The following is a 25707-nucleotide window of genomic DNA, read 5'->3' as shown; positions in this document are numbered from 1 at the left end:
AATATTGGGTGAAGTCGCAGAACATCATTCTTTCGCTTGACATTATTCTAATCAAGTCATATCTCCCTCCGTGGGACACCCTTCCCCAACGAAGGGCAATCTATCTGGAAGGATAGCGATATGACTGCTATAAAACAGCCGGGCACACGTCCGGATAATGCCCGTTTTTCTTCGGGTCCGTGTACTAAACGTCCAAACTGGACGCCTGACGCTTTATCTGATGCGTCTGTGGGAAGATCTCACCGAGCAAAAATAGGTAAAGCAAAACTTCAAGAAGCAATCGAATTAACGCGTAAAGTACTGCAAGTTCCAGACGATTATCGTATTGGTATTGTACCAGCGTCGGATACTGGTGCTATGGAAATGGCTATGTGGTCTATGCTCGGCGCACGTGGCGTTGACATGGTTGCATGGGAAAGCTTTGGTGCTGGTTGGGTCACAGATGTGATCAAGCAACTTAAACTAGATAATGCCCGTAAGCTAACTGCGCCATACGGTGAGTTGCCCGATCTTAACGACATTGATTTTAATAATGATGTTGTTTTTACGTGGAATGGAACGACCTCTGGCGTTTGTGTTCCAGATGCGAATTTTATACCAGATGATCGCGCTGGCCTTACTATTTGCGATGCGACGTCTGCCGCATTTGCGCAAAACCTTGAGTTCTCAAAACTTGATGTTGTGACATTTTCCTGGCAAAAAGTGCTTGGCGGCGAAGGTGGTCATGGCGTCATTATTTTGTCACCGCGCGCTGTTGAGAGACTTGAAACATATACACCGGCATGGCCATTGCCAAAAATCTTTCGCATGACGAAGGCTGGTAAGCTCATTGAAGGTATTTTCAAAGGCGCGACGATTAATACGCCGTCTATGCTTTGTGTTGAGGATTATCTCGATGCGTTGAGTTGGGCTCAATCTGTTGGTGGGCTTGATGGTTTGATCGGCAGAGCAAATGCGAATGCGCAAGTCATCCATGATTTCGTTGAGAAAACATCTTGGATCGGTAATTTGGCTAAAGATCCTGTAACACGTTCGAATACGTCTGTGTGTTTAACAATCGTGGATGCAGATATCCTTGCACTCGATGATGATGCGCAAGCAGCTTTTGCAAAAGGCATAGTTGGCCTTTTGGATAAAGAAGGTGTGGCCTTTGATATTGGCGCCTATCGTGATGCACCGTCGGGTCTTCGTATTTGGACAGGTGCTACGGTTGAAAAATCGGACCTTGAAGCTCTGATGCCATGGCTTGACTGGGCTTTCGAGACCCAGAAAGCCTCTCTTAATTCCTAATATATTGGTTGCGCGTTGACCGCGCTTCCATGATTTTCCAAAATTAATTGAAATGGAGGCCTGAAATGGCACCTCGCGTTCTTGTATCTGACAAACTATCTGAAACTGCTGTTCAAATTTTCCGCGACCGCGGTATCGATGTAGACTTTATGCCTGACCTTGGTAAAGACAAAGAAAAATTGCTTGAAGTCATTGATCAATATGATGGTCTTGCAATCCGTTCTGCAACCAAAGCTACTCAGAAAATTATAGAGGCAGCAACTAATCTTAAAGTTATCGGTCGCGCTGGTATTGGCGTTGATAACGTAGATATCCCGGCTGCATCTCGTCGTGGTATCATTGTTATGAATACACCATTTGGTAATTCAATTACGACTGCCGAACATGCGATTGCGATGATCTTTGCAGTTGCACGTCAGCTTCCCGCTGCTGATACATCAACACAGGCCGGTAAGTGGGAAAAATCCAAATTTATGGGTGTTGAGATTACGGGCAAAACGCTTGGTGTTATCGGCTGTGGTAACATTGGTTCCATTGCAGCGACACGCGGCATTGGCCTTAATATGCGTGTCATCGCTTTTGATCCATTCTTGTCAGAAGATCGCGCGAAAGAATTGGGCGTTGAGAAGGTTGAGCTGGATGAACTTCTCGGCAGAGCAGATTTCATCACGCTTCATGTTCCAATGACCGACAAAACACGCGGAATTATCAATGCTGAAAATATCGCGAAAATGAAAAAAGGTGTACGCATTGTCAATTGTGCTCGTGGCGGTTTGGTTGTCGAAGCTGATTTAGCAGAAGCGCTCAAATCTGGTCATGTCGCTGGTGCGGGTTTTGATGTTTTCGAAGTTGAGCCTGCTACAGACAGCCCGCTGTTTGGTTTGCCAAATGTTGTTTGCACGCCGCACTTGGGTGCATCTACTACTGAGGCTCAGGAAAATGTTGCTCTTCAAGTTGCCGAGCAAATGTCAGATTATCTGCTTAAGGGCGCAGTAACAAACGCGATCAATATGCCGTCTATCAGTGCCGAAGAGGCACCGCGCCTGAAACCGTTCATCTCTCTTGCTGATGTTCTTGGTGCTTTTGTCGGTCAGGTAACAGAAAGCGCGATTGAAGAGGTTGAAATTCTTTATGAAGGTTCAACGTCTGAAATGAATACGCGTGCATTAACAAGTGCGCTGCTTGCTGGTCTTATCAGAGCCCAAGTTGCAGATGTGAATATGGTATCTGCGCCAATAATGATCAAAGAACGTGGTATCATGCTTTCAGAGGTTAAGCGTGACAAATCTGGCGTTTTTGATGGCTATATTAAGCTGACTGTTAAAACAGCAAATACCACTCGTTCAGTTGCCGGTACTTGTTTTGCTGATGGCAAACCTAGATTTATTCAAATTAAGGGTATTAATCTGGATGCTGAAGTTGGGCATCATATGGTTTACACAACCAATGCTGATGCGCCGGGTATTATAGGCCTTTTAGGTACAACATTTGGTGATGCAGGTGTGAATATTGCAAACTTCCAACTGGGCCGTAACAAACCAGGTGGAGACGCAATTGCTCTTCTTTATGTGGACAATGCAGTGTCAGAGGATGTGCTTGAGAAGGTGCGGGCGAATAGTGAAATTCTATCAGCAAAACCACTGGTATTTAATATTGAGTAGCAACTTTTGATTTAGATCTTGTCGGATGTCATGAATAATACTGTATATTGCTAGCAATATGCTTGTTTTATTCAACTAAATTCTATCAAAGGCTCGATTTTTGACCCGCATCTCCCTATAGAGATGCGGGTTTGTTTTTTGAACGGTACAGTACCAAGAGGATAATATGACAAATGTAGTGGTTGTCGGCTCCCAGTGGGGAGATGAAGGCAAAGGCAAAATCGTAGATTGGCTATCTGAGCGTGCGGACGTCATCGTTCGTTTCCAAGGTGGCCATAATGCCGGCCATACATTGGTCATTGATGGTATCAGCTATAAATTATCTCTTCTTCCTTCAGGCGTTGTTCGTAAAGGAAAACTAGCGGTCATTGGCAATGGTGTTGTAATTGACCCTCATGCGCTGGTTGCTGAAATTGATCGCTTGGCTGAGCAAGATGTTGTCGTGACACCTGAAACGCTACGAATAGCAGATAATGCAACGCTGATTTTATCATTGCATCGTGAACTTGATGCTATGCGGGAAGATGCAGCTTCCAACTCGGGTACAAAAATTGGCACAACGCGACGCGGTATTGGACCGGCATATGAAGATAAAGTTGGGCGCCGTTCTATTCGTATTATGGATTTGGTAAATACGGAGAGTTTACCAGCCAAAGTAGATCGATTGCTTACACATCACAATGCACTGCGCCGCGGGCTAGTGCAGACGGAAATTGCGGTCGATACTATTATAGATGAGTTGATGGCAATTCGCGAACGTATGTTGCCATTTATTGAATCTGTATGGCTTTTGCTGGATCAGAAACGCAGAGCCGGCAAGCGTATTTTGTTTGAAGGTGCACAAGGCACCTTGCTGGATATTGATCATGGCACATACCCGTTTGTGACATCTTCGAATGTTGTTGCTGGCCAAGCTGCTGCGGGCAGTGGCATGGGGCCGGGGTCTCTTAAGTATGTCTTGGGTATTACCAAAGCCTATACAACTCGTGTAGGCGAGGGGCCATTCCCAACAGAGCTTGACGATGAAGATGGTCAACGCCTTGGTGAACGAGGTCATGAATTTGGTACTGTGACAGGCCGTAAACGCAGGTGTGGTTGGTTTGATGCCACGCTGGTCCGTCAATCTGTTGCCGTTAATGGAACAACAGGTATTGCCTTAACTAAACTTGATGTTCTCGACGGTTTCAAAACGCTCAAAATTTGTATTGGTTATGAACTGGATGGAAAGCGCATTGATCATTTCCCTGCAAGCCAAGGCGCTCAAGCACGGGTTGTACCTGTTTATGAAGAAATGGATGGGTGGAATGAAACAACAGTTGGTGCTCGTAGTTGGGCTGATTTGCCTGCACAAGCTATTAAATATGTGCGCAGAGTTGAAGAACTTATTGGCGCTCCTGTTGCTATGTTATCCACAAGTCCAGAACGCGAGGATACAATACTTGTGACGGATCCATTTGAAGACTAAAGTCTTGTTAAGGTAGTTATTATATGGATAAGTCTAATTGCATGAAATGTGAGGCTAAAAATGGCTGATTTTTCCGCGGTGATTAGGCGCGCAATTAGTGGGCTTTCAACGAACACGCCCGAAGAACGCGGTCGAATATATGAACGAGCGCGTGCGACGATTCAACGGCAACTTGATTCATTGCCAGAGGGGATGAATCGCACGATTTTTGAAACTCAACTTGAAAAAATTGAAAATTCAATCCTCGAGATCGAGCAAGAATATGCTGATGGTGTATCAGGACTTTCGACACAAAATACTTCATTCCAGCAAAATCAAACTACTGAACGCGTTCCAGATCAGCCTAAGCCGCTAGAAGAACAAACTTCAGTACAATCATCCGAACCCTTGGCTGGGACAGCAAGCGGTGCGCTAGATACTGTTAAGTCAGACGTTGTCACACCAGAAACTATACAGCCACCTGTTGTGCCGTCAAAGCCTATAGAGACAGCGGAAAGGCAGTTTGAAGAGGAAGCTGTGAGGTCTGAACCTCCGGCAGAAGAGACAGCTATTGAGTTGCCTGAAGTACCTTCATCATTGTCGACTGAGGTGGAACCTCAGATCGAGAGTACGTCGGAAAATATTGATGACTTGAGAGCAGGCAAGTTAGACGAAGTAAAATCTACCGAACGTGAGATAGATTCTGAGCTTCAAATTCCAGATGCTCCCAAAAGTGAAATCATAAAGCCGCATGTAACGGCTGAACAGCAAGATATCTTCATTGAACAGCATGATGAACCTGTCATACCCGAGTCGGGTAATGGGCCGGTTGAAACTCAGCTAGATGATGTTTCTGCGTCGGACAAGGACAGCAATCTAATTGATCAAGCCGTTAGTGAAATCCGGTCAACGTTGCAGGAAGATGCTTCGAGTAATACTTCGTTGCCGGATCCCAACTTATCATTTGGTTTTGGCGAAGAAGCATTGCCGGAAGCGCCTGTTCCTAGGCAACGTAAATCTCCTGTTGTTATTGTAATTGCGGTTCTATTGTTTGTTCTTGTTGCCCTCGCATTTTTCTTTTGGCGGGTCGGTTGGCAAGGTATTCAAGACTTAATTCCGCAAAGTACAATGGAAACCGCAGAGGTTTTGGAAGATAAGGATACAGCTGCATCAGAAGAGCAAATTGCACCGGCGGATCAGCCAGATGTAAATTCAAGCACGGCAGAAGACGTTGCCGTTGTTAATGGTGAAGCGGAGAAATTTACTCAGCGTTTGAATTCAGATGGAACAGAAATTGATGCTGGTCCGGCTTCAGATTTAATAGATGGTCTGCCAAATGAAGAAGGCCGATCTGTTGCAGCTGCAGATGTAACAGATGACACAACCCCAAGTGAACCTGATACTGCTCAGGCTGATAATGGGGAAACTGCTTTGCAGAAGATGTTCTTTTACGAAACAAGCTTGGGATTGGAACAGCAGGCCCGTTATGAAGGTAGTGTAGTTTGGTCTGAGAAAGTTGAATCAGATTCAGAAAGGTCACGCCCATATATTGAAGGTACGATACAGGTTCCGGAGCGTGATTTATCCATTGTCATGACAATAAAATTGAATGGTGATGAAACGCTTCCTGTAAGTCATCTTATCGATTTAAATTTTTCTCTGCCTGAAGATTTTGACGGTGGAGAAATTGAACAGATAACTGAGGTTAAATTTAAGAGTAGTGAAGAGCAGACTGGCGATCGTTTGGAGGCAATCTCCGCGAAAATTGATACTTCATTCTTTGTGGTTGGACTTCAAAATGATAAGTTGGATGTCGTGGAAACCAATCTTCAACTTATGAGTCAACGAGGCTGGATAGATATTCCACTTTCATACACGAATGGCCGTAAAGCACTTATTACGCTTGAGAAAGGCGCCAGTGGTAAGGCAGTGTTTGATAAAGTGCTGGCCAATTGGAAGTTAAATCCTGCTCAATGATATTATCTTCCTGCTCAATGGTTTTGATACCATTGTGTATATTTTTATAAAATAGACACAAAAACGCGGGCTTATCCAAGAATGAAGCCCGCGCAAATGTTGATTTCAAAAAAATTAAGCAGTTTCGTTTTCGATAGATACCAAACTGTTGTTCGCATCCAGAGCTGCCTTGCGTACAGCTGCTTGAACTTTTTCGAACGCGCGAACCTCGATTTGGCGAACACGCTCTCTTGAGATTGAAAATTCACCAGAAAGCTCTTCAAGGGTAATCGGTGTTTCGCTCAATCGTCGAGCTTTGAAAATACGTTGCTCGCGCTCATTAAGTGATTCCATTGCTCCAGTAAGCATATCTCTTCGGGTTTCAAGCTGGTCTTGTTCAACCAGCATATCTTCCTGATTTTGGCTGTCGTCAACAAGCCAATCCTGCCACTGCCCTGCCTCACCATCGGCTGATTTGATTGGAGCATTCAATGAAGCATCGCCACTTAAGCGCTGGTTCATCGATATAACATCCTTTTCAGGAACACTTAATTGACGAGCAATTTCGGCAACCTGATCTGGTTTAAGATCGTTTTCATCGATTGCTTTCAATTTGCTCTTCAGTTTACGCAAGTTGAAGAATAAGCGTTTTTGATTTGCTGTTGTGCCCATCTTAACAAGCGACCAAGACCGCAAGATATATTCTTGGATCGAAGCTTTAATCCACCACATGGCATAAGTTGCAAGACGGAAGCCTCGCTCTGGATCGAATTTCTTAACGGCCTGCATAAGACCGACATTACCTTCAGACACGACTTCACCAATTGGCAGTCCATAGCCGCGATAACCCATGGCAATCTTAGCCACAAGTCGCAGATGGCTTGTTACAAGTTTTTGGGCCGCATCGCGATCGTCATGTTCTTCATAACGTTTAGCGAGCATATATTCTTCTTGCGGCTCAAGCATCGGAAAACGCCTGATTTCCGCTAGGTATCTGTCCAAGCCACCCTTGCCGGATGTGATTGACGGTAATGATTTCTGGGCCATAAAGCACCCTCCTACTAATGTGACTTCCGTTATGGCAAGTCGCAATTGAGCTATTTGCTCTGTTATGATTGTATAGATAATTACGGCAAATCCGTGTTTCAAGATCAAATTATCAATTGAATGTGATCTTGTTGTGATCCCAAAATCAACGAAATCAAGATTTGAGCGTTGAAAAACGGTCTATTAGTGTTGCCATATCTTTAGGTGGCTTGGTTTCAAAACGCATTATCTCATTTGAGATTGGGTGTACAATTTGTAATAGATAGGCGTGCAATGCCTGTCGTGAAAACAATGCAACATCCGATTTAATTGTATCAGGAAGCTTGTTCGCTTTTGTCCGGAATGCAGCTCCATATGTATTATCACCAACAAGGGGGTGACCTATATGGGCCATGTGCACGCGAATTTGATGTGTACGACCGGTTTCTAAGTTACATTCAACGAGCGAACAAATCGCTTCATGGCTATCTGCCATAAAAAAACTGTTCTGGGTTTTAAAATGCGTCAATGCATGTTTTGCACCTGGTGCCGATGGTGAGCAGACAGCACGTTTCAGACGGTCATTTGAACGACCCAAATAGGTGTTAATGATGCCCTTGGGTGGATTTGGTGCACCCCATACCAAAGCAATGTAGGAACGTTCAAGCGCACCTGTTCGTCCGTGGTCAGCAAATTGCTCCGAGAGATACCTATGGGCTGCGTCATGTTTGGCAACTATCATTACACCGCTTGTATCTTTATCCAGGCGGTGGACAATTCCAGGACGTTTAACGCCTCCGATTCCGGATAAAGACGAACCGCAATGATGCAACAATGCGTTTACCAGTGTGCCTGTGGGATTGCCAGCACCAGGATGAACCACAAGACCAGCAGGCTTATTGATAACAATAATATGTTCGTCTTCAAAGAGCACATCTAACGGTATATTTTCAGGTTTTGGTTCCGGGTCTTCTGGTTTAGGGATTGTGATTTCAATACACTGTCCACCCACGATCTTCTTTTTGGGTTCAAGAATTTTGAGGTTATTTATTGTAACAGCGCCAGCTTCGATCAATGATTTGATACGATTGCGTGAAAATTCACCTGCCATAGTCTTGGATAACCAGACATCTAAACGTCCTGAGGCATCTTCTTCTACAAAGAAGGCTTTCTTATTGGCTTCATCTTCGTTAAGTGATACTTCGCTGGTCAATTAAACAATCCGTTCAACTAAATAATCCGTAATGGGCAAAATCAATGCAAGATCTTAATGTCGATAAAGAAGATGAAAAACCACTAGATCCTGAAATGGAAAAAGTTCGGCGTAAAATGGTTCGCCTCTTAGGTGTTTCTCTTGGCATTATGTTCATCGGTGTTATGGCGGTCCTTGCTGCTGTTGTCTATAAAATTAATGCTGCTGGTGATGACGAAATTGCAAATCCTGCGATGCAGTCTGAAATACCGGTTATGATATCCAATGATCTTGAAGTGATATTGCCAGTCGGGTTTACTGTCGTGAGCTTTGATCTGGATGGAGTTAGAGGGGCCATAATGGGAACGGCTACTGACGGGAAACAGCATATCTTCATTGTTGATCTCAAATCTGGCGAGATTATCTCTGATATTTTGTTGAGAAATTAGTCAATTTTCCGAGAAAGTAGATGAGAACGATCTGAGGATTGCGGTATAATTGCTCCCGGTTCCTTAAGATCAGGCTGCTTAGTTTATCGGCGGGTTGTTCGTTTTTTCTATCCGGCGCTTTGCTCTGTCTGCTAAATTTGGCCGTTTCCCTGAACCTGGTTTGGTTAGGATGTGATCTTTTAGAATATCATGAATTTTTGATGTTTCGCCTTCCCTAGCAGCAGTAAGGTCGATCATCATGGCCGCAATTTCAGCGAGTTCACGACGATGATCACTATCAGGACTATTGTCGCTTTTTCGTTTTAGATCTTCAATCAGATCATTATGACGTTTACGAAGTCTTTCAACACGCTCCGCGATTTCGCTCCGCGAAAGTGAGCGATATACCAATTCTTCTTTGGAAATACTTGTTGTTTCTTTAAATGCAGGCGTTGGTTTTGGTGTATCTATCCGAGCTGACTTATGTTCAACCGGAACTCTGCCTTCGTGCTTGGATAGTTGTTTTTCAACCCGCTGCAATTTTCGTTCCAGCGTCCTACGTTCCGTTTCGCTCATTTTAAGTGATTTTCTTAGATCAGACGTTTCCGATCTTACTGCGCCCATCTTCTCTTTAAGACGTTTGATTTCGTCGTTGCGAGCCTCTATTTTCTGATCTCTGTTAGCAATTTGGGTCTCTGCTGTATCGATGCGTTTTTCAAGTTTGATTGTTTTTTGACGTTCAATCCCCAATTCAACCTTCAATTTTTCCGCACGATTTTGAAGCTCAGATTGATTGTTTCTGAGGCGACGATGCTCATTTCTTAAAGAATCAATCGTTGATCGCAGATTTTCAGCCTCAGTATCCTTCGTGGCATTTTCAATTCTTAGAGAGTTCATTTCTGTCGAAAGATAATTTGCCTTATCAAGCATCGATAAGATTTGCTTTTCTTTCTCAGTATTGGATTTCTGCGCATCTTCTAGGGCATCTTGCGCTTTTTCAAGTTTACTTTCTTCAATGCGAAGATTTGAACGTAAGCTGCCACTTTCTTGTTTTAAGTCGTTAAGATCATTTTGTAGCTCAAGGTTTTGACTACGCATTTTTACAACAGTATCTGATAAACGCGAATTACCTGCCCGCTGTTCGGTTAATTGCTCTCGTTCTTTTCGAAGTTCTACCGATATGCGTGCATTTTCGGCTGCAAAGGCGGCACGCTCCATATCTTTAGCTGCTTTTATTTCAGCCGCATTGAGAGGCACTGTCGAGCGCATTCTACGTTCAGTTAATTTCACTACACGGCGATAAATAGCTGGTGCAACAATCATGCCTAAAAGGGCAGCTGCTAGAAACCCCAGTGCAACAAATAGTATTAGCTCGATCAAAATAAAATAAGCCCAAAAGTTTACATATACCTATAATAGGCACCCAATAAACCTTAAAACATAGGCTGCTTGGCTGAGCAAGTTTATAGTGAAATTAAAGTTAAGATTGAAAATGTGGTGCTAAAATTCGGACTTAATTGTAAATCAAAAAGGATTCCAAGTGGGTTTCTTTGTCACTTTTAGATAACCAACATTAATACCAAGTCGTGCTCCGACACCTGTTCTGATAGGAACGAGTAATACATCACCGCGTCTGAGGACAGTTAGTCCAAGGCCGGCAATGGCATATGCAGAACCGCTCAAGCCACCATATCGGCCATATACGTTTTCGATGCTTGGAAGGTCATAAACGAGCATCATTGTGCGTGACCCTTCTCCGCCATAGTCAAACCCGATTGATGGGCCTTGCCAAAAAGTTGGGTGCTGACCCGCGTTCTTTGTGTAAAGCACACCTTCTCCATATGTAAGGCCGCCGACAATTGCACCGGAAGCCTCTTGGCCGAGGATGTATCCGTTCGGGACGCCATATTTACTGAAAGTATGTTCAATCAGTTTAGCCAGTGCGCCTGATGTTGAACCAAAGAACCCATGTCCTGCATCCACAATTTCCTGAGCTGTGTAATAGGCCTGATTATCTTGCGATGACGCTTGCGTTGCCATCATGGGCAATATGAGAGCAAGTGCACACAATAAACGGTTAAAGTTTTTCATTGGCGCAAAAATAGATCTCATTTTGTGTCTCCGGTTGTTATTTGTTACAAACTTTAGGCCTACAACCCAATTTTGTTCACTTTGCAGCATTTTCTCTCAATGATGTTAATAAGCGGTTTACCAATTAAGGTTTCATTATGGCTAAGTTGTGAATCAATGTATTGATGACCCAAAGCTTGTGATTGTTTGCGGTTGCCTTGTTGCCAGAGGCTTATGACAATTGATTTTCGAACACGGTATAAATGCGTTAAATGCGCAATCTGGAGAACCACATGCCAAATAATCCAAATCTGAAATTAGCCGGACATGATCTTGCAGCATTATTATGCTCTCGTGTGTGCCACGATATAATATCGCCCGTGGGTGCTATTAATAATGGTCTTGAGCTCCTGGATGAGGGAGGTGCAGATGACGATGCAATGGACCTTATCCGTGCTAGTGCCGCCAATGCTTCTGTGCGGCTCAAGTTTGCTAGGCTGGCTTTTGGAGCCTCAGGCTCGATCGGCGCTTCTATTGATACAGGTGAGGCTGAACGGGCTATTCAGGACTTCGTGTCAACCGATGCGAAAACGGTGGTTAACTGGTATGGAACCCGTGCGATTGTTCCCAAGAACAAAGTTAAATTGTTGATGAACTTATTCTTGATTGCTTTTGGTGCAATTCCACGCGGTGGTGAGATTGACGTTTTCTTGGAAGATCTGGACACGGCACCGCATTTTAGGCTCGTCGCGCGCGGTAAAATGATACGTGTTCCTCCGAAGTTTCTTGAAATCAATTCAGGGCAAGCTGAGGAGGCAATAGATGCCCATGCTGTGCAACCATATTATACAGTTTTGCTTGCTGATGAATCTGATTTAGAATTGGCATGCGTCGTTAATACGGATGATGTTGTTTTTACAGCCAAACCAAAGGCATAATTTAAAATTTGTTAGGAGAAGACTTCCCCTATTTGCCTTGAGTTAAAATGGGGGAGGCGTTTTCGTGTCTCGTTTACTTTTTGTTAATCCTGTTTTTCCAGAATTTAACGCTGTTGTTTTCATCGTTTCGAATTTTTCAACACGATGATAGCTAGAAATAGCCTTGGATTGTGTAACAACTTGTTAAGTCTGATTGATAACTGAATATTTGTTTGGTGATGTTATATTGACCCCACAATTGGAAGAATAAGGGGATTAAAATGCGTCGATTAGTAATTGTTGATGAATCACCGGTGATCTGTAAAATTGCCAAAAAGATTCTTACTGGATTTGACTTCGCTGTTGTTGAAACAAATTCGTTAGCCCAGGCGAGAAGCTTCTGTGAAGCAGATCTTCCTGATGTATTGGTTGTGGATGCCGATCTAGAAGGTGCTTTAGATCTTATTGCTGAAATTCGTTCGATCGAAGGTGGCAAAGATATACGCATTGTCTATAGCTTAGTAGAGGCTGATTTGAAGCGTATGATGGCAGGTCGTCGTTCTGGTGCGAGTGATTTTCTTTTAAAACCATTTGATCGCGCTGCACTTACAAATGTGTTCGAGCCGATGTTAGCTGCCGCTTAAACCCATTTTGTTGTTGAAGCGCATGAAACCGATTGTGGTTTTATAAATTTAGCTTCAAAAAACCCGTCAGAGGTTGCTCTAACGGGTTCAGAAATTAGATAATTGAATGGATGGATAGCTTAAGCGATTTCGCGAACTTCGTTTTCATCTGGTTCGCGTAGCACATAGCCGCGACCCCAAACGGTTTCGATGTAATTCATACCGCCTGCCGCGGTGGCCAATTTTTTACGAAGTTTGCAGATGAAGACATCAATAATCTTAAGTTCTGGCTCGTCCATACCTCCGTAAAGGTGGTTGAGGAACATTTCTTTTGTAAGCGTAGTCCCCGTGCGCAGCGAAAGAAGTTCGAGCATTTGGTATTCTTTGCCAGTAAGGTGAACACGCTGGCCGCCAACTTCAACTGTTTTTGCGTCAAGATTTACAATGAGATCGCCAGTGGTGATAACGGATTGAGCGTGGCCTTTTGAGCGACGAACAATCGCTTGAATACGAGCAACAAGTTCATCTTTGTGGAAGGGCTTAGTCATGTAATCGTCTGCGCCAAAGCCTAGGCCGCGAACTTTATCTTCTATGCCCGCCATGCCGGAAAGGATTAAGATCGGGGTTTGAACTTTAGATAAACGAAGTGTTCTAAGAACTTCATAACCTGACATATCTGGAAGGTTAAGGTCTAAAAGAATGATATCATAATCATAAAGCTTACCAAGATCTACACCTTCTTCACCAAGATCAGTAGTGTAAACGTTAAAGCTTTCAGATTTGAGCATTAACTCTATACTCTGAGCAGTCGCGCTATCGTCCTCGATTAATAGAACACGCATGTAATTCCCCTTTGCCGCGGTCGAAGAAGGCTTTTCAGTGCTTTCCGACGATTTAGTACGTTTTGTTTCTCGCAAGAAAGTTGCCATGAAATGGTTAACAAATTCTAATTCTTAATTGCAAGTATCATTAGTTTATTAATTTATTTAATCAGATTATTGTTTTTGTTAACTAATTTTAATTTTGTATTATCCTTAAATCTTAATGTTTCGAGCTAAATGATTCTATTGACTCAAGAATCTACTTTCAGAACATTGCGTGAGACTGACAAAAAAACTTCGCTACGTTTACTTAGCTTTAAAACCTATGAGGTAAATTAATTTTGCATGTGATGTTTTCCACATGGAGATTGATACTCTTTTGGGAAAAATAGCGTGTTCGGCGATATAGTGATTCGCTGAGTTTTGAGTTTAGTTCAGGACCATTGGTCCATGGAGTTATGAGTATGAAATCACGTGAAAGCCAAACACGTCTCAAACAGTTTCAGGTGTCTGAAAAGACGCGCCAGCTGAATGGGATTCAAATGATGATGGCTGAGATGGAGAAAATGGTTGCTGAGCTGGAATACCAGATAGCTTCCGAAGAAAAGAAATCTGGTATTTCTGATCCATCCAATTACGCTTATCCAACCTTTGCTAAAGCAGCTCGCACCCGCGCAGAAAATCTACACGGTTCGATTGCTGAACTTAAAGTACAGCTTGATGCTGCAGAATTGGCATTGGAAGAGGCTGAAGCCGAATTTGAAAAAGCTTCTGCTCTTGCAGAACGCGACCAAGGTCATCGTCGCGTCGGTTAAACGATTTTAGGTGCGTTTTGGCAGTGGGGAGCCTAATCGACATTTATTTTACTTAGTAAGTTAGCTTGCTTTGGACATATTTCCGTGCCAGTGATTATCGATAGGGTAATCTGGCGGCGGTTTTTTGGTTTTTCTATTATCTTTTCTCATCATTTTGTCTTCAGTGACTTTAACGCTAGGCGTCGTCTTGCCGATAATGAAGTTCGAATCCTTCTACTTTTTTGACGAGACAACCTCAATTATAGATGTCATCACGACATTATATGTAAGCGAGGAGTATTTGCTGGCGGCATTGGTAGCCAGTTTTTCAGTGATATTTCCATTTACAAAACAAATGGCTGTTTTGTTAGAAGCTATCAATTGGAACCGACAGAAAAATGGCGTGTTAATGAAACTCATTCCGCTACTTTCCAAGTGGTCCATGATGGATGTTCTGTTAGTCGCACTGGTTATCGTAGCAGCCAAATTATCAGGCGTTGCATCCGCATTTTCTCAGATTGGATTATGGTTTTACGCAAGTTCTACTTTACTTACGATAATTTCTCATTGGCTCATACATAAACGATCCTCCGCAATTTTATTTGCAGAAGATTGAGAATCACAAAAAGTGCATTCAGCAAACTGAATACACTTGAATGTAAAATTGGAGACGTTTTAGTGGCGGTACTGCTGAATTCTCGTCGTACGCAAACCAGCTAATCCATGATCATTGATAGAAGCCTGCCACGATAGAAACTCTTCTACCGTTAATGTGTATTTCTCACATGCTTCCTCAAGGCTCAACAATCCACCCCGTACAGCAGCTACTACTTCTGCTTTTCGGCGAATAACCCATCTACGGGTCGATTCAGGCGGAAGATCGGCAATCGTTAACGGACTGCCATCAGGACCAATTACAAACTTTACTCTAGGCCGTATCATTTCGGTCATTGTACTCTCTTACTTTTCAAGACCAACACTAAGCCCACTATATCGCCACAATTTTAATTTTTGCCTAAAGTGTGAGTAACAATTTGGTAAGATTTAGAATTATTTTGAACCTTGTTGTTTTACTCCTAAATGCTTATAGAATAGGGCATAGAAGTTGATCAGCGCCTTTAACGCTGTTGAATTGAGGTCAAATGAATAGTCTAGATATAAATAAAAAACCTGAGGATACTCGGGTTGTTGTTGCCATGTCTGGTGGCGTAGATAGCTCTGTTGTTGCAGGCATTTTAAAACGCCAGGGATATGACGTTATTGGTATAACCCTTCAGCTTTATGATCACGGAGCAGCAATTCATCGCGCTGGGTCATGTTGTGCAGGGCAAGATATTGATGACGCTCGCAGAGTTTGCGAAACCATAGGTATTCCGCATTATGTACTTGATTATGAAAAGCGCTTTGCGGAAGCTGTGATCAATCCGTTCGCAGAAAGTTATGTTGCTGGTGAAACGCCTGTTCCATGTATTTCATGCAATCAGACAGTAAAATTTGCGGATTTATTAGCCACATCGAAGGATCTTGGTGCCGATGCGCTTGCAACCGGGCACTATATACGTTCTCGCGCCAATCCATCTGAGGATAACCCAAGCAGACGTGCGCTCTTTCGTCCTGTCGATAGTAATCGTGATCAAAGTTATTTTTTGTTTGCGACAACGCAGGACCAGCTGGATTATGTTCGCTTTCCATTGGGCGATTTACCGAAATCAGATACGCGTGCATTGGCAGCGGATATGGGGCTTGTTGTTGCGCAGAAGGCAGATAGCCAGGATATTTGTTTTGTTCCTCAGGGAAAATACTCTGCTATCGTTGAGAAATTACGACCTGAAGCAGTGTTATCTGGCGATATTGTCCATATTGATGGACGTGTGCTGGGTCAGCATGAAGGGATATTGCGCTATACTATTGGTCAGCGGCGAGGCATTGGCGTTTCCATCGGTGAACCGCTTTATGTTGTGCACATAGATGCAAAGACACTTCGCGTTGTTGTGGGGCCAAAAGAAGCATTGCAGACAAAATCTGTTATTTTGAGAGATGTGAATTGGTTAGGTGATAGCCCAATCAATGAATTGCCAGATGAAGGTTTTCATTGTTTTGCAAAAGTTCGGTCCACGCGACCGCCTACATCTGCTCTTGTACGGTATGTTGATGGAGACGTGAGCGTAGAATTGCTGGATGGTGAAGAAGGTGTCGCGGCAGGGCAGGCTTGTGTTCTCTATTCTAGTCCAGATGATGAGGCACGCGTTTACGGTGGTGGGTTTATTGCAAAATCGCTGAGAGATCCGAATACAGAGCATATGTTGGCGATGTTAAATGAACAGAATTCTCGTGAAGGTGAAACCGCCCACGCTTTATAATTTGGCGTCCCAAAATGCAGACTTATCAATTTAGAAATGTTGAACGCAATGATTTCCCAATGTTGGGTGAATGGTTGCGTTCGCCTGAATTGCTGAAATGGTGGGGCGACCCAGAAGAAGAGCATCGTCTTATCAGGCATGACATTAATGATCCTAAAATCAATTTGATGATTGTATCCCTCAACGAAATGCCATTTGCGTATGTTCAAGATTATTGCGTTCACGATTGGCCGCAAGACTATTTTGCTTCATTTCCCCCAACAACGCGCGCAATCGATACATTTATAGGTATTGATGAGATGATTGGAAAAGGACACGGGCACGGTTATTTGGGTCAGCATATCGAGAACTTGATAAGTCATGGCGCGGAGCAAATTGTTATTGACCCATATGTTGCTAACGAGCGCGCAATTAAAGCTTATGAAAAATCAGGGTTTAAAAAACATAGCGAACATGAAACACATGATGGTCGAATCTGTCTTATGACCTACGTCTAAGGTAATCTTTTTACGATTAACAAAGCGATACCCATTTCAACAATCGATATTCTCTCTACGCCTCTATTTTGTTTTTAGATAGGGAGAGTATTTCAGTTTGCCTGTTTGTTGATGTATTAGAGGCTGTTTTATCACCAAAGTGCCTAAATATTAATCAGTTGATATGGCTGTGATTATGGATTGAGCTATTTGACCGAACTTTCATCATGAAAATATATGGAAAATGCAAAATATAGCGCCATTTCTTAATTACTCCGACTACTTGGCACGAACCTTGCAACGGGTTTGATGAGTAAGTCCTGAGATAAGGGGCTTCAACTAAAATTAATAGGGGTGTTTCTTGTGATTGGAACAGATGTTTTCTTCGTCCTTCTGGGCGCAATTTTGGTTTTTGCGATGCATGGCGGCTTTGCCTTTTTAGAAGTAGGTACCGTTCGTCATAAAAGCCAAGTCAATGCGATGGTTAAAATCATTTCTGATTTTGCTATCTCAACCGTCGCCTATTTTGTGATTGGTTATACGGTTGCATACGGGTCAAACTTTTTCACCGATGCTGCGACATTGTCTGGCCCGAATGAGGTTTTTGAAGCGCAGGGGCTAACACTTGTTAAACTCTTCTTTCTAACAACATTTGCAGCCGCCATTCCTGCAATCATCTCTGGTGGTATTGCTGAGCGTGCAAAATTCTATCCGCAACTTATAGCATCGGCATTGATCGTTGGTTTTTTCTACCCGTTTTTTGAAGGTATTATCTGGGGTGGAAATTATGGTTTTCAAAGCTGGTTGAACGAAACCTTTGGAGCAGAATTCCATGATTTTGCAGGTTCAATTGTAGTGCACGCTGTTGGTGGTTGGATCGCACTTGCAGCCGTCATTTTACTTGGCGCGCGCTATAAGCGTTATAAGAATGGCTCCAAAACACCAAACTTTCCGCCATCGTCCATTCCGTGGTTATCGCTTGGTTCATGGCTTCTTTGCGTAGGTTGGTTCGGATTTAATGTGATGACAGCTGCATCTGTGGCAAATGTTTCTGGCCTGATTGCGTTAAACTCGTTGATGGCAATGGTCGGTGGTATTTTAACGGCTCTTATTGTTGGTAAGAACGATCCAGGTTTCATTCACAATGGTGCGCTTGCAGGTCTCGTCGCTGTTTGTGCAGGATCTGACATCATGAACCCTATTGGTTCATTGGTTGTTGGCGGTATAGCTGGGGTTGTCTTTGTGATGTTCTTTAACTTGTGCCAAAGCAAGTGGAAGATTGATGATGTGCTTGGTGTTTGGCCACTACACGGTCTTTGTGGCCTGTGGGGTGGTATCGCTTGTGGTATATTTGGTACAGAAGCATTTGGTGGTCTTGGCGGCGTAACATTTATGAGCCAGTTGGTTGGCTCCATTGTTGGTGCTGGTTATGCCTTTATTGCGGGTCTAATTGTTTATGGGATGCTTAAGGCAACACTGGGTATTCGTTTAACTGACGAAGAACAACAGATGGGTGCCGATTTGGCTATCCATAAGATTGGCGCAAACCCTGACGTCAGTAATTTCTGATATGGAATTATCTCGGATCTTATGCGACAAATGTCACCTAGTTTTTGCAATGTATCTGAAAAAAGTAGGGCGCCGACGGCAATTTATGTACTGTCTTCGATCACATGTTTACACCTATTCAAGGGGTAGACTAGTGAATTTAAGCGGTCATATGAGCGGAGTGTAATATAGTATTGACACCATATGTATCGGAAGTATTTATGGTGTGATTTATCTAATTATCACTCGACAAAAAGGTAGAGACACGTGCAAATTGAATTTCAAGTTCTCTTGGCCGCATGTTTACTAGGTGTTGTACATCTGACGGCAGCTTCATTCGCCTTCAAACGTCAGGTTGGGCATGCTTATACAATTGGAGCGCGTGACGAAGGCTTGAAACCCTCCGGATTGGCCGGTCGATTGAAACGTGCACAGAGCAACTTTCTAGAAACATTTCCCATTTTTTTGACGCTCATTTTTGTGCTACACGAGACCCAAGGCTTTGATGAAATCAGCAAGTGGGGAAGCTTATTGTATATTGCTGGACGGGTTGCCTTCTTGCCACTTTATGCTGCGGGAACGGTGCTTTATCGGACGCTTTCATGGAAGCTGGCGACAGCGGGGATTGCGTTATTAAGCGTTTCTGTTTTCGTATGACAGTTGGTTAGGTTCAGGTGAAACGATATCCTGTTTCAGCTTTATGAACATCACAAAGCCCAGAGGAGCCTCGCCAAATTAGTCAGGCTCCTAAGATATATTTTTATTGGCGCGAGAGCAGCTACTTCAAGTCAGCTGATGAAAATAGTACTGTGTACTTTTCGCAGAAAATTGCGACTGAGTTAAAATCTTTAGGGTTTGCACCCTCTGGTAGGTCGTAGCTTTGTGACCCCGTTGTTGATTTTAGAGCGCCAAGGTTTACGTGTTTGCCAGCTATGACATCAGCACCTTTTTTCAGGCCAGAGGCTGCAACCAAAAATACCTTAAGATCAGGGCCAGAGGTAGACGAGAAGTCAGATAATTCAACAGCAAATTTTCCGTCGTCTTTTTTGACAATTTTTACATTGCCTTCACCTTGGTAGTTACCACCAGCACCCTTGATCATACCAGTTGCAACTGACATTGATTCTGCTTGTGCACTATTGATGCCGAAAAACTGTGACGTATTTGAGCTTAATGGCGCGGCGAAAATTGTAAGCGCAGCGACAGTTAATGTGATGGGTGTCTTTTTCATGAATGATTACCTCTTGTTCGATTGAGCAGAAGATGAACCAATCATTCTAAAAGAGCAATTGACGTTTTTTCACAAAATGGAGAGGCTAAGTTTACCTCTCATATTCGTAAACTTTAGCCGTTGTGCCTAACCGTTCCCGCTTCCAATATTTTAATGATTTCAAGGCCATCTTTAATCGGAGTGCGCGGTGTGTCTCCTGTTCTGATACAATGGAGAAAATCCTCAAGTTCTTTGGTTAGTGGCATATCCTCATTTACTGGGATATATTCGGGATCAACCATCTCACTTTGCCAGCCGTCATCATCCTGCCAGATGTTGTGCTTATAAAGAGCCAGTTTCTGATCCCATGGTAAAGCATCGTCAAACGACATCATGGCCTTTGAGCCAATGATTGTCAGGCGGCGCTCTCTATAGGGATTAAGACGTGATACTAAGACATGCGCTTTCACATTATCAGGGAACTTCAAATGTAAATGTGCAAAATCACTCAGTTCATTTAAGGTTGCTGCACCTTCACCATGAATATGAGTTGGAGGTTTGCCCGTTATTGCCAAGATGAGTGATAAGTCGTGTGGTGCGATATCCCACAGCGCATCATTATGAGGGTGAAATTTACCCAGCCCCACTCGATGAGAATGTATATATTTAAGCTCACCCAACTCGCCGGACTGAAACATAGAATGCATTTTTTCAAAAGCGGAATGATATCTTAAAATATGTCCCGTCATTGCGATTGTACCAGCTTTCTGGGCCGCTTCGACGACACGTTCAGCTTCAGCAGCAGTTAAACCGATGGGTTTTTCAACCAGCACATGTTTGCCAGCATTTAGGAGCGCCACTGCATGTTTTTCATGCAGGTGAGGGGGCAATGCAAGGACAGCGCCTTCGATATTTGTATTAGATAACAATTCATCGAATGTTACTGCAGGAACTTTGTATTTCGCTGCCGCGGATTTCGCATTGTTCTCGTTTAGATCACACACTGCCGAAAGGGCTTTTAAGCCTGCTAATGTTCGGGCATGATTTTTGCCCCAATACCCGCAGCCCACAACTGCAATTGATGGTTTTCTGCTCATAACCGCTCGTCCTTAAAATAATGAGCAGAGGATTAAACCTGCGCTAGGTTAGATGCAAGTCGTTCTGGTATAATATCTGGTTTACGTTTCAAAATAACTCGAACAACCGACTATTTTAAAAGCAAGAAGAATGGAATTCGATTATTTATTCTTATTGTATGATTTAATTTTCAATATGTTGCCCATAATGCTTGACAGAACAACATAGTCGCCCTTATATGCCGCCGATCTGTTAGACAGATTTTACGCATTCATCGCGTATTGTGGCGGGGTAGCTCAGCTGGTTAGAGCAGCGGAATCATAATCCGCGTGTCGGGGGTTCAAGTCCCTCTCCCGCTACCAAAATTTCTTATATTATAGAATGGGTTAGCTCTAAGCGACTCTAATGGTCTTGTCCAAATTTGGCTCTTGGGTGCCATTTGGGATTCATTTTGGGTGGGCTAGGAAATGTGTGTAACTCACAAGTTATTTTTAGTGCGATATTTCGATCAATTTTACTAACAACAAGTATAATCTTGAATAGATGGTTGAGATTCAAGCAGATATTTTTGTCAACACCGGAGCAAAATCCCGCCATTGACCGGAGTAAAAGTACACCACTTGCAATGTAGGCCTGGAGACCAACCGGATTATGAGAGGAATGGTTAAGTTTCTTTTGACTGGGCGCTTTGCTTCAATCGAAAGCTATCACCGTTCATCTCCAGAATATGGACATGGTGTGTCAACCGATCGAGGAGCGCACCGGTCAAACGCTCTGATCCGAATGTGCTGGTCCATTCATCGAATGGCAGGTTTGATGTGCCGATGGTAGAGCCTCGCTCGTATCGTTGGGAGAAGACTTCAAACAACAGTTCCGCGCCGGTTGGTGACAAGGGCACATAACCCAATTCATCAATGATCAGCAGGCTGTATTTGGCCAGTTGTTTCTGCAGACGCAACAGGCGTTTTTCATCGCGGGCTTCCAGCAGCTCATGGACCAATGCCGATGCTGTAATGAAGCCAACAGATAGCCCTTTCTGACAGGCGGCTAACCCCAATCCGATTGCAATATGGCTTTTGCCGGTGCCAGAGTTGCCAACGGCGATGATGTTCTCTTGTCTACTGATAAAGTCACACCGAGCCAGTTCCATGAGCTGCATCTTGTTGAGGCTCGGCATGGCTTTGAAGTCAAAACTGTCGAGGCTTTTGATGGTCGGGAACTTTGCACCTTTGATGCGCCGTTCAACCATACGACGTTCCCGGTCAATCAATTCCAACTCGGTTAACCTCAACAGATAACGGGTGTGATCAACACCCTCGCTCGCTCACTGTTTGGCAACCTTGTCATATTCGCGCAGGAATGTCGGTAACAGCAGAGACTTCAGATGATGGGCCAACAACAATTGCGGCGTATCATTGGTAACACTACTCATGACCTGCCTCCCGCCAGAAGCGTCATATAATCACCAGCTGATGTGGCAGCAACATGGGCTTTAGGCAAGTATGGATAGACTGTCATATCCAATCGTGGCGGGCGCCTTTCAATACGGCACAGTACCAGATGTTTGACTGCATCAAATCCGATGGTCCCCCGTTCCAGGGCACTTTCAACCCCGGCTTCCACATCGATCATCTGGAACGTTTCCAGCAATCGCAGCACCTGAACGAACTCACGCTTGCCGCCTTTGCCCATACGGGCTTCCAACAAACGACGCAGGACGAGGAAGTTTTGTGGTAATTCCCAGCCGACCAATGGCGCGGCCTGATCCAGAGCGTTGGTCTTTTGCTCAATTAAAGCCAGATAGTGAAGCGGATCGAAGATGTAATCTTCTTTCTCCCATGACCGTGGATGCTGGGCGATAACTTCCGATCCGCAGGCAATCACCACCTCATGGACATAGCCACGTACAATAACCTGTTGATGTCCGTATTGTGTTGGCACTGAATAATCATTGCCACGATAGCGCACCAGAGACAGGGAACTCACCCGTGTCGATTGCTTATCACAAGCATCATAAGGAACCGCAGGCAAAGGCTGTAACTGTTCAGCATCAGCTGCAAACCGTTCACCAATCGTCCCCTTGTGGCCTCGAAGCATATCCTCCATCCGCTTGCGACATTGGCTCTCCAGATACGCATTGAGGTCATCAAAGCTGGCAAACACCGGTTTGGGAACCATGAAGTTACGGCGGGTATAGCCAACCATGCCCTCAACTTTGCCTTTATCGTTGCCCTTTGCAGGACGACCAAATCTGTCCGTAAACAAATAATGCGACACCAATTCTGAGAACACACGAGTTCTCTTACGTTTGCCATCACCTAAAATACTGGCCACTGCGATCTTGGTGTTATCGTAGAGTATCGAGATTGGAACGCCGCCAAAAAACTCAAAGGCAGACACATGGGCATCGCAGAATGACTCAGTCGTTTCCGCCGGATACGCCTTTAGAAAACACGCATCCGAATGCGGCATCTCCATAACCAGAAAGTGGACCTTGCGTTCCACTCCGCCGATCACCGCAAGAGCTTCACCAAAGTCAGCCTGGGCATGGCCTGGTGGATGGAGCAACGGTACGAACATCTCGCGTTGCCGTTGCTTGGTAGCACAGATATAATCGCTAACAATCGTGATGCCTCCTTTAAATCCATACTCATCACGCAGCCGTTCAAACACAAGCTTTGAAGTGTGTTTCTGTTTCTTGGGAACCATTTTGTCCGCTTCAAGAATGGCATCAATGATGCCCACAAACGCATCAAGCTTTGGGCCTTTAACAGGCTTCGAACGACGATAACCAGGTGGTATCGAAAACTTCAACATTTTATCGACCGTGCGTCGGTCAATTCCAAACAAACGCGCCGCTTCACGGCGGCTCATACCTAAACTCAAAACAGCATGACGAACACGACAATACAAATCCACAATCTTCACCAATTCCATCCATAAAACGGATAGCCTAACAGTGGCGGAGTTTTACTCCGGCCTCAGCGTAACAATTACACCGATTCACTGGTGGATTATTGCTCCGGTGTTCTCATGTTGTTCCAAAAGCACTGCGTTTAACAACAACATCATAAGTTTCAACATTCTTAGCGTGGCAAAAGCATGAAGGACCATGACAAGATCGAAATTTTACGCCCAGCAAGCTAGGTCGCAAAATCTCTGAGTAAAACAACTTGATCATGCCAATCATAATCGTCTCGTTTCTGCTCCTTCGTATTATAGCCGGTTAAGCCCCACCTTGCTGTGATCAGCTGCACATCATAAGTGCCTGATGGACAAATCTTGTTCCAGATTTCCTCTGTGTTGATCTTCATGTTCCAAAGATATGCATTGGCTGGTGATTTTATCGCAAAGTGTGAATGGATATGTGAGCCCACTTTCTCAACAAACCCAATTCCATCGGTTCGTTCATCTCGGGATTTCTTCTGCCACTTTGGACCCAGATAGGTTCTGTCCAAATGACCAAAGAATTTCTTCAACTTCAGCTTAAAACCTGTAATTCCAATCTGCTTGTTGGCCACCAAACTCAGATATGTATCTGGTTGCATATCATCGGTCATTTTCAGATATGCTAATCGTGTTCTAAACGCATCAATACTATTCAACTCATATTCCTTACTCATGCCACACATCAGCAGCATATACTGCTCTTATTTATAACATGAGGCAGGGTGCAGAGCCTAAAAAGAAACGCGTTTTTGGCTATGTTGAACCACCCTATAATGGAGCCAAATTTACCAGAGAACGATCATTTGTGAACGCTAATGATTTCAATGGAATAGGTGAAAAAATAATGTATTGCGTAGAACATTATTTTTTACCTGTCGTTTGAGGACGACCAACTAATCGCATATTTCCCAAATCATTTCAGTTCCGTTAATAATGATCTTGCTGTCCAATATATTTAGATTTAGAGAGCCCAAGTTAGGGGTAAGTAAGGAGTAAGGACAGATATGAGTAAATTCACATTCTTAATATCAGGTTGGTATTCCTTGCCATTGTCATCATCTAACCCCTCAGCATGATTTTCTTATGTATGAGTGTCGAATCTGAGGTAAATAAAAATCAGTCTTAAATTGGAATAGCTTTGTTCTCTTTAGTCATTTGTATCGTTCCAACTTTTGGCTAATGAATGACTTTGTAATGTATGTAGGTGAGGCGTATTCGTTTCTATTCAATTGTCTGCAATAATCGTTGAGCATTATTTTAGTGGTGGAGGTATTATTCCGCCATCGATGAATACTTCGGCGGGTTTCTCTGTGAATTTAAGATCATTTTCACAGTCAATGTCATATAACCAAAATAGCTGTTCAGCGGGGAATAAGCCACCCATTTGACTAGATCTTACATCGTAAAACCGTGCCAATAGTCTGCCGCTTTCCAAATCAAAAAATAGCCGTTCGTAGCTAACGCCCCATATTTCGCCTCTATAAGACTGTCGCAAATCAACAACCAGATAATTTTTGTGAGCTTTTTGCTCACAGAGTCCAACTTTGGTTATCTTTTCTATTTGTAGCGAATGCCGAGGGTCTGGATCGAGTTTTATACGTGCTTTAAAATTACTGTTTTTTGATGAAATGGAGAGTGAATAGGTTTCGCTATCTTCTTCGAGAGTTCGGAGCAACGATCCAATGTAGTCAAAATTTTCATAATATAATCGGTCGTTTTTATAATATCTCGTTTCATCATATTTACCTAGATCATGCGAGCTTAGTGAACTCGTAGATAGCATTAGCGTGGCTATGCAAGTTATCAATGGTTTCATTTTATGGGTACTCCAAATTTATACTTGCTGTTGTCTTTAATAGAGGACT

24 protein-coding genes, 1 tRNA gene and 1 pseudogene are annotated in these 25707 nt (G+C 43.6%); 14 read left to right on the top strand and 12 right to left on the bottom strand.

What is annotated here, in order from left to right; all coding sequences use genetic code 11:
• Positions 1-120: 120 nt before the first annotated feature.
• From G3W54_RS10710 to G3W54_RS10695, 4 genes are all read left to right on the top strand, one after another.
• The gene (locus G3W54_RS10710) at positions 121-1290 is read left to right on the top strand and encodes a phosphoserine transaminase (protein ID WP_162653040.1); all 1170 of its coding nucleotides are present in this window, start codon (positions 121-123) and stop codon (positions 1288-1290) included.
• A gap of 65 nt (positions 1291-1355) precedes the next feature.
• Positions 1356-2951, top strand: a complete 1596-nt coding sequence (serA, locus tag G3W54_RS10705; protein ID WP_162653039.1) for a phosphoglycerate dehydrogenase — start codon at positions 1356-1358, stop codon at positions 2949-2951.
• A gap of 166 nt (positions 2952-3117) precedes the next feature.
• Entirely contained in the window at positions 3118-4416 is a 1299-nt protein-coding gene (locus G3W54_RS10700; RefSeq protein ID WP_162653038.1) for an adenylosuccinate synthase, read from the top strand.
• A 60-nt stretch (positions 4417-4476) separates the two neighbouring features.
• Positions 4477-6372, top strand: coding sequence for a hypothetical protein (locus G3W54_RS10695; RefSeq protein WP_162653037.1), 1896 nt, complete (start codon positions 4477-4479; stop codon positions 6370-6372).
• 114 nt (positions 6373-6486) lie between these two features.
• On the opposite strand, the gene rpoH is transcribed toward G3W54_RS10695, so the two are convergent.
• Positions 6487-7398 carry an RNA polymerase sigma factor RpoH gene (gene rpoH / locus G3W54_RS10690; RefSeq protein WP_162653036.1) on the bottom strand — a complete coding sequence of 304 codons (912 nt, stop codon included), beginning with the start codon at positions 7396-7398 and terminating at the stop codon, positions 6487-6489.
• Between the two features lie 154 nt (positions 7399-7552).
• A complete protein-coding gene (locus tag G3W54_RS10685) occupies positions 7553-8590 on the bottom strand; it encodes an RluA family pseudouridine synthase (RefSeq protein ID WP_244627875.1) in 1038 nt (345 codons plus the stop codon).
• A gap of 44 nt (positions 8591-8634) precedes the next feature.
• On the opposite strand from G3W54_RS10685, the gene G3W54_RS10680 reads away from it, so the two are divergent.
• The gene (locus tag G3W54_RS10680; protein ID WP_162653035.1) at positions 8635-9018 is read left to right on the top strand and encodes a hypothetical protein; all 384 of its coding nucleotides are present in this window, start codon (positions 8635-8637) and stop codon (positions 9016-9018) included.
• Positions 9019-9096: 78 nt separating this feature from the next.
• On the opposite strand, the gene G3W54_RS10675 is transcribed toward G3W54_RS10680, so the two are convergent.
• Together G3W54_RS10675 and G3W54_RS10670 are read right to left on the bottom strand one after the other, a co-directional pair.
• Entirely contained in the window at positions 9097-10377 is a 1281-nt protein-coding gene (locus G3W54_RS10675) for a hypothetical protein (RefSeq protein WP_162653034.1), read from the bottom strand.
• Positions 10378-10521: 144 nt separating this feature from the next.
• The gene (locus tag G3W54_RS10670; RefSeq protein ID WP_162653033.1) at positions 10522-11109 is read right to left on the bottom strand and encodes an EipA family protein; all 588 of its coding nucleotides are present in this window, start codon (positions 11107-11109) and stop codon (positions 10522-10524) included.
• A gap of 251 nt (positions 11110-11360) precedes the next feature.
• Between G3W54_RS10670 and G3W54_RS10665 the strand changes: the two genes are divergently transcribed.
• The gene (locus G3W54_RS10665) at positions 11361-12005 is read left to right on the top strand and encodes a histidine phosphotransferase family protein (protein ID WP_162653032.1); all 645 of its coding nucleotides are present in this window, start codon (positions 11361-11363) and stop codon (positions 12003-12005) included.
• Between the two features lie 260 nt (positions 12006-12265).
• A complete protein-coding gene (locus G3W54_RS10660; RefSeq protein ID WP_162653031.1) occupies positions 12266-12628 on the top strand; it encodes a response regulator in 363 nt (120 codons plus the stop codon).
• Positions 12629-12747: 119 nt separating this feature from the next.
• On the opposite strand, the gene G3W54_RS10655 is transcribed toward G3W54_RS10660, so the two are convergent.
• A complete protein-coding gene (locus G3W54_RS10655; protein WP_162653030.1) occupies positions 12748-13449 on the bottom strand; it encodes a response regulator transcription factor in 702 nt (233 codons plus the stop codon).
• 443 nt (positions 13450-13892) lie between these two features.
• Between G3W54_RS10655 and G3W54_RS10650 the strand changes: the two genes are divergently transcribed.
• On the top strand, positions 13893-14243 hold the full coding sequence (locus G3W54_RS10650; RefSeq protein ID WP_162653029.1) for a flagellar export protein FliJ: 351 nt from the start codon (positions 13893-13895) through the stop codon (positions 14241-14243).
• A gap of 124 nt (positions 14244-14367) precedes the next feature.
• On the top strand, positions 14368-14838 hold the full coding sequence (locus tag G3W54_RS10645) for a paraquat-inducible protein A (RefSeq protein ID WP_162653028.1): 471 nt from the start codon (positions 14368-14370) through the stop codon (positions 14836-14838).
• Between the two features lie 59 nt (positions 14839-14897).
• Here G3W54_RS10645 and G3W54_RS10640 read toward each other — a convergent pair whose 3' ends face one another.
• Positions 14898-15173: a DUF1153 domain-containing protein gene (locus G3W54_RS10640; protein WP_162653027.1), complete on the bottom strand. Its 276-nt coding sequence runs from the start codon at positions 15171-15173 to the stop codon at positions 14898-14900.
• A gap of 191 nt (positions 15174-15364) precedes the next feature.
• Between G3W54_RS10640 and mnmA the strand changes: the two genes are divergently transcribed.
• The 4 genes from mnmA (at position 15365) to G3W54_RS10620 (ending at position 19263) form a co-directional block, all read left to right on the top strand.
• Positions 15365-16582 carry a tRNA 2-thiouridine(34) synthase MnmA gene (gene mnmA, locus G3W54_RS10635; protein ID WP_162653026.1) on the top strand — a complete coding sequence of 406 codons (1218 nt, stop codon included), beginning with the start codon at positions 15365-15367 and terminating at the stop codon, positions 16580-16582.
• A gap of 14 nt (positions 16583-16596) precedes the next feature.
• On the top strand, positions 16597-17079 hold the full coding sequence (locus G3W54_RS10630; RefSeq protein WP_162653025.1) for a GNAT family N-acetyltransferase: 483 nt from the start codon (positions 16597-16599) through the stop codon (positions 17077-17079).
• Positions 17080-17421: 342 nt separating this feature from the next.
• Positions 17422-18627: an ammonium transporter gene (locus G3W54_RS10625; protein WP_343162562.1), complete on the top strand. Its 1206-nt coding sequence runs from the start codon at positions 17422-17424 to the stop codon at positions 18625-18627.
• A gap of 246 nt (positions 18628-18873) precedes the next feature.
• The gene (locus G3W54_RS10620; protein ID WP_162653024.1) at positions 18874-19263 is read left to right on the top strand and encodes an MAPEG family protein; all 390 of its coding nucleotides are present in this window, start codon (positions 18874-18876) and stop codon (positions 19261-19263) included.
• Between the two features lie 121 nt (positions 19264-19384).
• On the opposite strand, the gene G3W54_RS10615 is transcribed toward G3W54_RS10620, so the two are convergent.
• Positions 19385-19837, bottom strand: coding sequence for a DM13 domain-containing protein (locus G3W54_RS10615; protein WP_162653023.1), 453 nt, complete (start codon positions 19835-19837; stop codon positions 19385-19387).
• A gap of 113 nt (positions 19838-19950) precedes the next feature.
• The gene (locus G3W54_RS10610) at positions 19951-20913 is read right to left on the bottom strand and encodes a Gfo/Idh/MocA family oxidoreductase (RefSeq protein WP_162653022.1); all 963 of its coding nucleotides are present in this window, start codon (positions 20911-20913) and stop codon (positions 19951-19953) included.
• A 265-nt stretch (positions 20914-21178) separates the two neighbouring features.
• On the opposite strand from G3W54_RS10610, the gene G3W54_RS10605 reads away from it, so the two are divergent.
• A tRNA-Met gene (locus G3W54_RS10605) sits at positions 21179-21255 on the top strand.
• Between the two features lie 302 nt (positions 21256-21557).
• Here G3W54_RS10605 and istB read toward each other — a convergent pair.
• The 4 genes and pseudogenes from istB to G3W54_RS10585 form a co-directional block, all read right to left on the bottom strand.
• Positions 21558-22325: pseudogene (istB, locus tag G3W54_RS10600) on the bottom strand (IS21-like element helper ATPase IstB).
• Positions 22322-23767, bottom strand: a complete 1446-nt coding sequence (gene istA / locus G3W54_RS10595; RefSeq protein ID WP_162653656.1) for an IS21 family transposase — start codon at positions 23765-23767, stop codon at positions 22322-22324. The pseudogene istB and the gene istA overlap by 4 nt, the downstream one beginning before the upstream one ends.
• Before the next feature lie 269 nt (positions 23768-24036).
• Positions 24037-24516 (bottom strand): hypothetical protein, encoded by a 480-nt coding sequence (locus G3W54_RS10590; protein ID WP_162653021.1) that lies wholly within the window; start codon positions 24514-24516, stop codon positions 24037-24039.
• Between the two features lie 578 nt (positions 24517-25094).
• The gene (locus G3W54_RS10585; protein WP_162653020.1) at positions 25095-25658 is read right to left on the bottom strand and encodes a hypothetical protein; all 564 of its coding nucleotides are present in this window, start codon (positions 25656-25658) and stop codon (positions 25095-25097) included.
• Positions 25659-25707 lie beyond the last annotated feature (49 nt).

Origin of the sequence: Lentilitoribacter sp. Alg239-R112 (assembly GCF_900537175.1) — a bacterium.
Classification (GTDB): Bacteria; Pseudomonadota; Alphaproteobacteria; order Rhizobiales; family Rhizobiaceae; genus Lentilitoribacter.
This window is presented reverse-complemented; position numbering and strand designations above follow the sequence as displayed.

Bases quoted from the DNA above. Each gene is read 5' to 3' on its own strand.
- G3W54_RS10710 (WP_162653040.1), top strand. From the start codon at position 121: ATGACTGCTATAAAACAGCCGGGCACACGTCCGGATAATGCCCGTTTT.
- serA (WP_162653039.1), top strand. From the start codon at position 1,356: ATGGCACCTCGCGTTCTTGTATCTGACAAACTATCTGAAACTGCTGTT.
- G3W54_RS10700 (WP_162653038.1), top strand. From the start codon at position 3,118: ATGACAAATGTAGTGGTTGTCGGCTCCCAGTGGGGAGATGAAGGCAAA.
- G3W54_RS10695 (WP_162653037.1), top strand. From the start codon at position 4,477: ATGGCTGATTTTTCCGCGGTGATTAGGCGCGCAATTAGTGGGCTTTCA.
- rpoH (WP_162653036.1), bottom strand. From the start codon at position 7,398: ATGGCCCAGAAATCATTACCGTCAATCACATCCGGCAAGGGTGGCTTG.
- G3W54_RS10680 (WP_162653035.1), top strand. From the start codon at position 8,635: ATGCAAGATCTTAATGTCGATAAAGAAGATGAAAAACCACTAGATCCT.
- G3W54_RS10670 (WP_162653033.1), bottom strand. From the start codon at position 11,109: ATGAGATCTATTTTTGCGCCAATGAAAAACTTTAACCGTTTATTGTGT.
- G3W54_RS10665 (WP_162653032.1), top strand. From the start codon at position 11,361: ATGCCAAATAATCCAAATCTGAAATTAGCCGGACATGATCTTGCAGCA.
- G3W54_RS10660 (WP_162653031.1), top strand. From the start codon at position 12,266: ATGCGTCGATTAGTAATTGTTGATGAATCACCGGTGATCTGTAAAATT.
- G3W54_RS10655 (WP_162653030.1), bottom strand. From the start codon at position 13,449: ATGCGTGTTCTATTAATCGAGGACGATAGCGCGACTGCTCAGAGTATA.
- G3W54_RS10650 (WP_162653029.1), top strand. From the start codon at position 13,893: ATGAAATCACGTGAAAGCCAAACACGTCTCAAACAGTTTCAGGTGTCT.
- G3W54_RS10640 (WP_162653027.1), bottom strand. From the start codon at position 15,173: ATGACCGAAATGATACGGCCTAGAGTAAAGTTTGTAATTGGTCCTGAT.
- mnmA (WP_162653026.1), top strand. From the start codon at position 15,365: ATGAATAGTCTAGATATAAATAAAAAACCTGAGGATACTCGGGTTGTT.
- G3W54_RS10630 (WP_162653025.1), top strand. From the start codon at position 16,597: ATGCAGACTTATCAATTTAGAAATGTTGAACGCAATGATTTCCCAATG.
- G3W54_RS10615 (WP_162653023.1), bottom strand. From the start codon at position 19,837: ATGAAAAAGACACCCATCACATTAACTGTCGCTGCGCTTACAATTTTC.
- G3W54_RS10610 (WP_162653022.1), bottom strand. From the start codon at position 20,913: ATGAGCAGAAAACCATCAATTGCAGTTGTGGGCTGCGGGTATTGGGGC.
- istA (WP_162653656.1), bottom strand. From the start codon at position 23,767: ATGAGCCGCCGTGAAGCGGCGCGTTTGTTTGGAATTGACCGACGCACG.
- G3W54_RS10590 (WP_162653021.1), bottom strand. From the start codon at position 24,516: ATGAGTAAGGAATATGAGTTGAATAGTATTGATGCGTTTAGAACACGA.
- G3W54_RS10585 (WP_162653020.1), bottom strand. From the start codon at position 25,658: ATGAAACCATTGATAACTTGCATAGCCACGCTAATGCTATCTACGAGT.